The sequence below is a fragment of the Streptomyces niveus genome, from assembly GCF_001723055.1.
In the GTDB taxonomy this organism is placed as follows: domain Bacteria; phylum Actinomycetota; class Actinomycetes; order Streptomycetales; family Streptomycetaceae; genus Streptomyces; species Streptomyces niveus.
This window is the reverse complement of record NZ_MDCR01000027.1, coordinates 1-10,133: the sequence shown is the minus strand read 5'-3', so window position 1 is coordinate 10,133 and position 10,133 is coordinate 1. Positions and strand designations below refer to the sequence as shown.

The window sequence follows — 10,133 nt, the reverse complement described above, 5'->3', positions numbered from 1 at the left end:
GGTGGTGACCGTCCGGGTCGTCGCCGTCCGCCCCGAGGCCGAGGTCGAACGCGCGCTGCGGACGCCCGCGCGCGAGCAGATCCAGCAGGAGGCGGACCGGGCGACGTACGAGCGACGGGCCGTGGCGGTGCAGCGGGAGCGGGCCATCGCCGAGAACGAACTCGCCAGCCAGATCGAACTGGCCCGCCAGGAGGAGCAGTTGGTCGAGCAGCGCGGCACCAACGCCCGCCGTGAGGCCGAGGAGGGCGCCGCGGCCGACGCCGTACGCACCCAGGCCGAGGCGCCCTCCTCGGCCTCACGGCGGGCGTTGGTGCCGCGCTGCTCGACCAACTGCTCCTCCTGGCGGGCCAGTTCGATCTGGCTGGCGAGTTCGTTCTCGGCGATGGCCCGCTCCCGCTGCACCGCCACGGCCCGTCGCTCGTACGTCGCCCGGTCCGCCTCCTGCTGGATCTGCTCGCGCGCGGGCGTCCGCAGCGCGCGTTCGACCTCGGCCTCGGGGCGGACGGCGACGACCCGGACGGTCACCACCTCCAGGCCGGTGGCGGGCAGCCGGGGCTCGGCCGCCAGTCCGCCGTCGACACGGTCGCGTACGGCGGCGACGCCGTCGGACAGGGCGGCGGCCAGCGGCGTACGGGCCAGGACGTCGAGCGCGTGCTGCTGGGCCGTCTCGGTGAGCAGGGTCGCGATCTGTTCGAGCGGCGCGCCGCGCCAGACGCCGGTGTCCGGGTCGAGGGAGAAGTCCAGCCTGGCCGCGGCGAGCGCGGGGTCGCTGATCCGGTAGGTCACGGTGGCCTGGACGGTGACGTCCTGGAAGTCGGCGGTACGGGCGTGGAACGCCATCGCCAACTCCCGGTCGTTGATGGGCACTTCGGAGAGGGCGGCGGACAGCGCCCGGAACCAGAAGCTCAGCCCCGGACCGTCGTGGACGAGCCGGCCCCGCCGGTGGTGGCGGATGTGGGCGGTGGGGGCGGAGCGGAGATGGCGCCGGCCGAGGCGCTTGGTGATGTCAGCCATGATGACCTCTTCTCGTCGGTGTGACGATATCGGAGGGGCGCTCATATCGTCAATATGACGAGAGTGGATGCGGGGCCCTGGACACACCCTCGCCCCCGGCCGTGACCGGCCGGGGGCGAGGGATCGGAGGAGCCTTCGGGCTAGCTCTTGGGCTCGATCCAGATGTTGCGGTAACGCACCTTGTTCCCGTGGTCCTGGAGCCGGATGGCCCCGGTGGCCGTGGTCTCCGGGGCGCCGGCCCCCGTCGGGCCGTCGATGGCCACGTCGTCGTGGACGGTCTTGCCGTTCCACACCACGCTGACGCGGGCGTCCTCGGTCTTCTTCCCGTCGGCGCCGTAGCGGGCGGCGCGGAAGGTGATCTCGTACGTCTGCCAAGTCTCCGGCGCCGTCGAGGCGTTGAGGTCGGCGGCCTTCTTCGTGTAGATCGCCGCCGCCTCGTTGTTCGCGAGCTTCTCGACACCGAACGAGTCCAGGATCTGGATCTCGTACCGCTCCTGGAGATACACCCCGCTGTTGCCGCGGTCCTGGCCGGTCACGTCCGGCGGCAGCTTCGGTACCCGGAACTCGACGTGCAGCTTGAAGTCACCGAACGCCTGCTTGGTGCGGATGTCGCCGCAGCAGACCTCCATCGAGTTCTCGGCGGACGACGGCCAGCGGACGTCACTGCCGTCGGTGTGCTGCCACTGCGACCGGTCCTTCCCGTCGAACAGCGTGATGCGGCTGTCCTTGGGATGGACGGAGATCAGGTCGAGATTGACATGACCGGTGTCGCCCTCGTCGTACCGGTACGCGATGGTGTTGGCCCCGCGGCTCAGTGGCAGCGACTCCGTCTTCGTCGCCCAGCCGTCCCACTTGCCGGTGCTGGGCAGGACCGTCTGTTTCATCTTGCGCCCGTTGACGTACACGCTCACCGTCTTGTTCCCGACGAACGGGTTCGGACCGTTGGCGTAGCGCAGGCCCACGTCGTACTTGCCCGCCTTGGTCGTACGCACGTCGAACGTGGTGGTGGCGCCCTGCGTGCCGTAGCTGTCGACGAAGCCGCCGCCCGAGTGGCCCGCGTGCTCGGTGTCGACGCGCGCGCCGCCGGTCAGCGCGGCCTCCTCCGCCTCGTACATCGTCTTCGGCGGCTCGTCCCCGACGAGGGAGTTGAGGGTGTACCAGGCCTCGGTGCTCCACAGCGTCTCGCCGCCCTCGGCGCTGAACGGCCGGGGCGAGCGCAGGTGCACGACACGGTTGGACTTCAGGCCGTCGATCGCGAGGGTGACCTTCTTGCCGTCGGCGGACACGGTCGCCGAACTGACCTTCAGCGTCTCCTCGTCGATCTTCGGGCCGCCGTAGTCGGGCGTCGGCGCGTAGTACCACTGCTGGACCTCGTAGCGGTCGACCAGTTCGGCGATGGTCTCGGCGGACAGCGGCTTGGTGTATTCGAGTTCGAAGCCGCCCGGCTTCGCGCGCATCGCCAGGATGTCGAACGCGTCCTCACCGTTGGGCGTCAGTTTCTGGAGGCCGTACTGGAGTTTGCCCTCCTGGCCCCAGTTGCCGCCGGCGCCCAGACCGCCGGCGTAGATCGCGCCGTCCGGGCCCATGCTGATCCGGTTGACGCCGGCTTCCAGGCCCTGCGTCATGCGGAAGACCGCGCCCTGGTACTCGCCCTTGACCTTCTCCAGATATCCGCGCTGAAGTCCGCCGTACGTGACGTCACCGAAGACCATCTGCCCGGCGTACGGTCCCTCCTTCAACAGCAGCGGCGTGCTGGGGGAGTTGGCGATCTCGTTCTGCGGCAGCCACAGCACCGGCTTGGTGACCGGCCTGGCGTCGAACGGGCCCGCCGGGTTGGTGTAGTGGTTGAAGAAGCGGTCCTGCTTGATGTGGACCAGCTTCGACGAGGGCAGCCAGCCGCCCTGGTTGTCGGTCACGAAGATGTCGCCCTCGGGACCCCAGCCGATGCCGTTGGGTGTCCGCAGACCGCCGGCCACGTAACTGACCTCGCCGGTCGCCTTGTTGACCTTGATCGTGGAGCCGCGGTTCTTCGCCGGCTGCGGATCCGTCGTCGCGCCGCCCAGGTTGATCGCGACCGACAGGTTCAGATAGAAGAAGCCGTCCTGGTAGAGCAGCCCGAACGCGAACTCGTGGAAGTTCCCGCCGTACGGCCAGGTCGCGACCTTCCGGTAGGTGTTGGTGACGTCGTCCCCGTCGGTGTCCTGAAGCTCCGTCAGTTCGTGCTTCTGCGACACGTACAGCGAACCGTCGACGTACTTGATCCCCTGCGGCTCCTTCAGGCCCTCGGCGATCTTCTTCGCCTTGACCTTCGAGGGGTCCGTGCTGCCCGTGACATCGCTGAGGAGGTAGACCTCGCCCGTCGTGTTGTCGGTGCCGCCCCAGGTGGTGACGGCCAGCCGGCCGTCGGGCAGCCAGTCCATCGCCGTGACCTGCGGCTCGAACCCGCTCGGCCGCAGATCGGTGAGCGTGTAGCCGGGGTGCACGCTGTTCAGCGGCAGACCGTCGCCGGGGGAGTCCCTGACGCCCTCGCACTCCTTGCGGCCCGGCGCCGTGACCCGTACGACGTCGGCGTCCGTGCTGAGGACGGAGTTCGGTACGACGGTGAAGCCGGAGGCGCCCGGCGGCTGCCAGGCGAGCGTGATGTTCTGGCCGCCGGTGCGGTCGAAGTGGTCGATACGCAGGGAGTGGTAACCGGCCGTCAGGGTGACCGTGCCGTCCTTGGGGTCCGCGCCGTGCAGACCGTCGTGGTCGATGACGACCTTGTCGTCGATCCGCAGCCGCGAACCGTCGTCGCTGGTCAGCCGGAAGGTGTACGAACCGTCCTGCGGGACGTCGATGTTGCCGGTGACCTCCGACACGAAGTTGTCGCCGATGCCGCCGAAGTCGTCCGTCGACGACCAGTCGATGACGGGCATCAGCTTGTCGACGTTCGGGGTCTGCGCGGGCTTGAGGACGCAGATCTTCTCCAGTGGCACCTGCACGTCGAACACGCGCAGGGTGACTCCGGGCTCCTGCGGCGGTATCTCACGGGTGACGGGATCGGCCGCGACGGGATCGGCGGCGGTGGCCGGGGTCGTCATGAGGCCGGTGGCGAGGAACGAGGTGGCGAGCAGACTGAGCAGACATCTGCGCAGGCGGCGGCGCGGTCTTTGATCCATTCTTCCTCCTGGCACTTCGCGCACCGGGAAGAACACCCTGGCCCCTGGGCGGAGTTCACCGCCGGGGCAAGCCCCTTCGATCCGGATGCGGAGGTCTGGCAACGGATGCGGACGTTTCGCTCTGGCGGTTCACGGTTCACGGTTCACGGTGCGACGTGCGCGTGCGACATGCGGCATGTGCGTGACTGACGGCCCGTCATGGCTCGGCGTCAGGTGCGCCATTGGTCGACGGTCGAGCGAAACACTAGAGACTTCTGTCGGGACCGTCCATACTTTGTCACGCACGAGTGGAAAGTCCTCGGCGATGGTCCGGTCCGACTCGGTGATGTGACACTGGGAACAGACATCACCGGGGGGTTCGATGAACTGGTTCAGGCGTGACCGTGCGGAGTGGGACTCGAAGGACGCGAAGGCGGTACCTCTCACCGGAATCGCGAAGACCGACCGGGCGGGGGCGCCCCCGCCGGCGCCGCCCACCGACGGCCCGGTCCTGCAGCACATCGCCGGCGACGGGCATCAGGTCGCCCCGCTGACCCCGGACCTGGGGCCGGTCATCCTCCACATCACGTACGACGGGCCCGGGGACTTCGTCGTGGACGCGCTGGACGGGAAGCTGCGGTCCGCGAGCCAACTCGTCTACGCCGAGGGCCCGTTCAGCTGCCGGTCACTGATCAACGCCGACGACCAGAAGGTGCGGGCGTTGCGTGTCCAGGCCGACGGACCATGGTCGGTCGACGCCGTCCCGGTCTCCACCGCGCTCGGTCTGCACAGCCAGGTGCGGCGCCCCGCGTCGGACGTACTGCGCTACGAGGGCGGCCCCGGGATCGCGACACTGCGACACGAGGGCGACCCGAACACCGACGACGGGGGCTACTTCCTCGTCGACACCTTCGAGGTGGACGGGAGCGGGTTCGTCGACCAGCTGGCCAACCACATCGGCCCCTGGCGCGGCGAAGCACCGCTCACCGGTCCGTGCCTGATCTTCGTGCGCTCCGACGGACCCTGGTCGATCAGCGTGCAGACCCTGGAGGGCTGACCTCCGCGGCCGGTCAGCGTGCGCGGTCAGCGCGCCCGACGGCGGGCCTGCCGTACCTCGCGCTCGACCGCCCAGACATCGCCGACCGGCCCGAGATGGGTGAGCTTCTCGGGGTTGGTCACCAGACGGATGGTCTGGATCCGGCCGTCCAGCACGTCGAGCGCCAGGACCTGGAGCACATTGCCGTCCCGGTCGCGGAAGACCGCGCCGGGCTGGCCGTTGACCTCGTGCGGCTCCATCGCCACCTCGACCCGCAGCAGCCAGTGGATCCCCTTGCCCAACAGCCGCGACACGCCGGCCGGGCCGTTGACGGTCCTGGACAGCTGCGGCGCCTTTCCGCCGCCGTCCCCGACCAGCTGGACGTCCGCGGCCAGCAGATCCTGGAGCCCGTCCACATCGCCGTCCTTCAGCGCGTCGAAGAACCTCGCCGCCAACTTCTGCCGCTCCTCACGGTCCGCCGCGAACCGCCGCCGCCCCGCGTCCATGTGCCGCCGCGCCCTGACGAGCAACTGCCGGCACGCCGCCTCCGAACGCCCCACCGCCTCCGCGATGTCCTGGAACTCGAAGGCGAACACCTCCCGCATCAGGAACACCGCCCGCTCCAGCGGGCTGAGCCGCTCCAGGAGCAGCAGCGCCGCCATCGACACCGAGTCGGCCAGCTCCACCGACCGCTCCGGATCCTGATACGGATCGCTCAGGAGCGGCTCGGGGAACCACGGGCCCACATACGCCTCCCGCCGCACCCGCGCCGAGCGCAGTACGTCGATCGAGATCCGGGACACCGTGGTCGACAGGAACGCCTTGACCGACCGGGGCCGGGTCGGCGAGCCGTCGAAGCGCAACCAGGTCTCCTGCACCGCGTCCTCGGCCTCGCTCACGCTGCCGAGTATCCGGTAGGCGATGGAGAACAGCAGGGGCCGCAGCTCCTCGAACTCCTCGGCCTCGCTCATGTCGTCCCCTCTCCCGCGTATCCGGGGCTCGGGGCCATCAGCCGCACCCGAGCCCCACCGTCATCGGCGTTTCAGTGCAGCTGCCCGACCTGGTAGTCGCCCGCCGGCTGCCGGGTGATGACATTCAGCCGGTTCACCGTGTTCATGAAGGACACCGAGATCACCAGCGAGGTGAGCTGCTCCTCGTCGAAGTGCTTGGCGGCGTTCGCCCAGACCTCGTCGCTGACCCCGTCGGCGCCGTCCGCGATCCTGGTCCCCTGTTCGGCCAGGGCCAGTGCCGCACGCTCGGCCTCGGTGAAGACCGTGGCCTCCCGCCACACCGCGACCATGTTCATCCGCAGCGCGCTCTCGCCGGCCGCGGCGGCTTCCTTGGCGTGCATGTCGACGCAGACGGCGCAGCCGTTGATCTGGCTCACGCGCAGCGCCACCAGTTCCTGCGTCTCGGCCGGCAGCGCCGACTCCTTGAGCACCTTGCCCAGCGCCATGAAGTGCCCCATGACCTTCTTGGCGGTCCGGCTGGTGCGGTAGTTCAGTCGCGCGTCCATGATGTGCTCTCCCTCAGGGGTGTGTCGTCCGTACCTACACCCCTGAGACGAGACGCCCCGGCCTCCTGTGACACGGACGAGCAGCGGTTCGGTGTGACCCGCGTCTCTCCGGTCCGGTCCGCCGGCCCTAGGTCGCCGACCGGTGGCCCAGCCGGGCCGACAGGTCACGCGCGCCCTTCGCCGCCAGCTCCGCCAGCTCGTCCTCGCGCGACTCCGTCCAGCGGATCATCGGCACGGAGACGGAGAGCGCCGCCACGACCTGGCCCCGCCGGTCGCGCACCGGCGCGGCCACACAGCTCACGTCCGCGTTCGACTCACGGTGCTCCACCGCGATCCCGCGCCGTCTGATCGTGGCGAGCGCCGTCCGCAGAACCGCAGGGTCCGTGATGCTGTTGGCCGTCATGGCGGTGAGTTCGGCGCCCCTGAGCCGGGCGTCGAGTTCGGGCTCGGGGAGCGAGGCCAGCAGCATCTTGCCGACCGAGGTGCAGTGCGCGGGCAGCCGGCGGCCCGCCGCCGACACCATGCGGACCGTGTGCGTCGAGTCCACCTTCGCGATGTAGATGACGTCGAGGTCTTCGAGGATCGCGACATGCACGGTCTCGTCGCAGGTCTCCGCGATGTCCCGCGCGATCAGCCGGCCCTCGGCGGCGAGGTCGAGCTGCTCCGCGTAACGGCTGCCGAGCTGGTAGGCCCGTACACCCAGCCGGTAGCGGCCGGGCTGCTCGGGGATCGCCTCCAGGTAGGAACGGGCGGCGAGGGTGGTGAGCAGTTCGTGGACGGTCGTACGCGGCAGCCCCAGCCGGCGGATGACATCCGGCGCGGAGAGCTTCCCCTCGCCCTCCAGGAACAGTTCGAGAATGTCGAACGCCCGCGTCACCGCGGGGACCAGCCGGCCCATGTCCGTCCCCCATCTCTCGTTGTCCGGTTCGTTGTTCGGTACTCCGGTCAATGGCCGGAGTGACGAACAAAGGCTAGCTGCTGCACGCCCCATTGACACCCCTCGGCCGCCTGCTTACGGTCTCGCCAGCATTTCGAACGCATGACGAAATATCGAACAGCGTCGAGGGGTATCGCAGTGCGCATCACGGGAATCAGCACCCACGTCGTCGGCACGCCCTGGCGCAACCTCACCTATGTCCAGGTCCACACCGACGAGGGACTGACCGGCGTCGGCGAGACGCGGATGCTCGGCCGGACCGACGCGCTGGTGGGCTATCTGCGCGAGGCGGAGGCCAACCACATCGCGGGCTCCGATCCGTTCGCGGCCGAGGATCTGGTCCACCGGATGAAGTACGGCGACTACGGGCGGGCCGGCGAGATCGTGATGTCGGGCATCGCCGTGGTGGAGATGGCCTGTTGGGACATCAAGGGCAAGGCGCTCGGCGTCCCGGTGTGGCAGTTGCTCGGCGGAAAGGTCACCGACCGCGTCAAGGCGTACGCCAACGGCTGGTACACCACCGAGCGCACCCCCGAGGCGTACCACCGGGCGGCCGGGGCGGTGGTGGCGCGCGGCTACCGCGCGCTGAAGATCGACCCGTTCGGCACCGGTCACTTCGAGCTGGACCGCGCCGGGTCCCGGTACGCGGTGTCGCTGATCGAGGCCGTACGGGACGCGATCGGCCCCGACACCGAGCTGATGCTGGAGATGCACGGCCGGTTCAGTCCGGCGACGGCCGTGCGGCTGGCGCGCGAACTGGCCCCGTACGAACCGGCGTGGCTGGAGGAGCCCGTACCGCCGGAGAATCTTCAGGCGCTGAGCAAGGTCGCCGCGAAGGTCGACATCCCCGTTGCGACCGGCGAACGCATCCATGACCGGATCGAGTTCCGTGAACTGTTCGCCTCGCAGGCCGCCGACATCATCCAGCCGGACGTCGGCCATGTCGGCGGCATCCTGGAGACACGGAAACTCGCCGCCACCGCCGAGACCCACTACGTACTGGTCGCCCCGCACAACGTCGGCGGATCCGTGTTGACCGCCGCCAGCCTGCAACTGGCCGCCTGCACACCGAACTTCAAAATCCTGGAACACTTCAACGACTTCGCCGACGCGGAGATCAAGAAGATCGTCACCGGTGCGCCCGAGGTCGACCCCGCGACGGGCTGCTTCGAGATCTCGCACGCGCCCGGCCTCGGCGTCGAGTTCGACGCCGACGCGGCGGCCGAATTCCCCCAGCAGCAGGCCCGGTTCGACCTCTGGGCCGAGGGCTGGGAGAAGCGCGACCCGAAGGCGTCCCGATGAGCCGGGCCGTCGTCGTCGACGAGCCCGGCGTCCACCGGCTGGCCGAGGGCGAGCCCCCCGTACCGGGACCCGGCGAGGTGCTGGTCAGGGTCGCCGCCGCCGGGATCTGTCTGAGCGACCGCGAGGTGTATCACGGCCGCCGCGACCCCGGTTACGTCCGCTACCCCGTCACCCCCGGCCACGAATGGGCCGGCACCGTCGAGGCCGTCGGCGGGGGAGTGGACCCGGCACTCGTCGGCAGACGCACCGTCGCCGAGGGCTTCCGCACCTGCGGCGTCTGCGAGCGGTGCCGGGCCGGCGACACCTCGCTGTGCACCGGCGGCTACGACGAGACGGGCTTCACCCGGCCGGGCGCGTTCGCCGACCATGTCACCGTCCCCGCGCGCCTGTTGCACCCCCTGGCCGCCGACGCGGACCTGCGGGCGGCCGCCCTCCTGGAGCCGGCCGCCGTGGTCGCCGGAGCCGTACGGGCCGGGCGCCCGGAGCCCGGCGAACGGATCGCCGTCGTGGGCGCCGGCACGCTCGGACTGCTCGCCGTCCAGTTCCTCGCCGCGTACGCGCCCGGCGAACTGACCGTGATCGAGCCCCGGGCCGGACGCGCCGCCCTCGCGCCCGCGTTCGGCGCGCACGAGATCCTGACCCCGGCGGAGGCCGAGGGCCGCCGGGGCACCTACGACCTCGTGGTCGAGACGGCGGGCGCGCCCACCACGGCGGCCTCGTCCTGTCTGCTGGCCCGGCGCGGCGGGCGGGTCGTCCTCACCGGCATGTTCACCACCGGCGCGACCGGCATCGACCCCGTGCACCTGTCGCTGAGCCAGCTGACCGTACGCAGCGTCTTCGGCGCCCCGTCGGCCGCCTGGTCCTTCGCCGTACGCGCCTTCACGGCGGGCCTGCTCGACCCCGGCCCGCTGATCAGCCACGAGTTCCCGCTGGAGCGGTACGCGGAGGCCGTCGCGCTCGTCGGCGGCGGCGACCCCGGTACGGGGAAGGTGCTGCTGCGGCCCTGACCCCGCCCGGCCGGGCGCGCCGCGACAGCGACGTACCCCAAGATCCGAACATGGTTCGAGATATCGAACAGCCTGGGCATCCGCCCACCGACACCACCCTCACGAACCGACAGGCAGCGACCGAAGGACATGTCCGTTGACCGACGCACCAGCCCCCGGCCCCCGCCGCCCCGGTGAGCAGGCG

At 70.3% G+C, this 10,133-nt stretch carries 8 protein-coding genes; 3 read left to right on the top strand and 5 right to left on the bottom strand.

Annotation, left to right across the window (positions count from 1 at the left end; translation table 11 throughout):
• Positions 1-1,014, bottom strand: a 1,014-nt coding sequence (locus tag BHU15_RS03290; RefSeq protein WP_255293015.1) for an SPFH domain-containing protein, incomplete at its 3' end; no start/stop codon positions are given.
• A 140-nt stretch (positions 1,015-1,154) separates the two neighbouring features.
• Positions 1,155-4,172, bottom strand: a complete 3,018-nt coding sequence (locus tag BHU15_RS03285; protein WP_069625774.1) for a 3-keto-alpha-glucoside-1,2-lyase-like domain-containing protein — start codon at positions 4,170-4,172, stop codon at positions 1,155-1,157.
• Between the two features lie 361 nt (positions 4,173-4,533).
• On the opposite strand from BHU15_RS03285, the gene BHU15_RS03280 reads away from it, so the two are divergent.
• Positions 4,534-5,208: a hypothetical protein gene (locus BHU15_RS03280; RefSeq protein WP_069625773.1), complete on the top strand. Its 675-nt coding sequence runs from the start codon at positions 4,534-4,536 to the stop codon at positions 5,206-5,208.
• A 26-nt stretch (positions 5,209-5,234) separates the two neighbouring features.
• Here the strand turns inward: BHU15_RS03280 and BHU15_RS03275 are convergent, their stop codons facing one another.
• The 3 genes from BHU15_RS03275 to BHU15_RS03265 all read right to left on the bottom strand — a co-directional run bounded on the left by BHU15_RS03275 (position 5,235) and on the right by BHU15_RS03265 (position 7,601).
• The gene (locus BHU15_RS03275) at positions 5,235-6,158 is read right to left on the bottom strand and encodes an RNA polymerase sigma-70 factor (RefSeq protein ID WP_069625772.1); all 924 of its coding nucleotides are present in this window, start codon (positions 6,156-6,158) and stop codon (positions 5,235-5,237) included.
• A 71-nt stretch (positions 6,159-6,229) separates the two neighbouring features.
• A complete protein-coding gene (locus BHU15_RS03270; RefSeq protein ID WP_069625771.1) occupies positions 6,230-6,703 on the bottom strand; it encodes a carboxymuconolactone decarboxylase family protein in 474 nt (157 codons plus the stop codon).
• A gap of 127 nt (positions 6,704-6,830) precedes the next feature.
• The gene (locus BHU15_RS03265; protein WP_069625770.1) at positions 6,831-7,601 is read right to left on the bottom strand and encodes an IclR family transcriptional regulator; all 771 of its coding nucleotides are present in this window, start codon (positions 7,599-7,601) and stop codon (positions 6,831-6,833) included.
• 177 nt (positions 7,602-7,778) lie between these two features.
• Between BHU15_RS03265 and BHU15_RS03260 the strand changes: the two genes are divergently transcribed.
• Together BHU15_RS03260 and BHU15_RS03255 are read left to right on the top strand one after the other, a co-directional pair.
• A complete protein-coding gene (locus BHU15_RS03260; protein WP_069625769.1) occupies positions 7,779-8,942 on the top strand; it encodes a mandelate racemase/muconate lactonizing enzyme family protein in 1,164 nt (387 codons plus the stop codon).
• On the top strand, positions 8,939-9,949 hold the full coding sequence (locus BHU15_RS03255; protein ID WP_069625768.1) for a zinc-dependent alcohol dehydrogenase: 1,011 nt from the start codon (positions 8,939-8,941) through the stop codon (positions 9,947-9,949). Before BHU15_RS03260 ends, BHU15_RS03255 begins: the two co-directional genes overlap by 4 nt.
• The last annotated feature ends 184 nt before the right edge of the window (positions 9,950-10,133 follow it).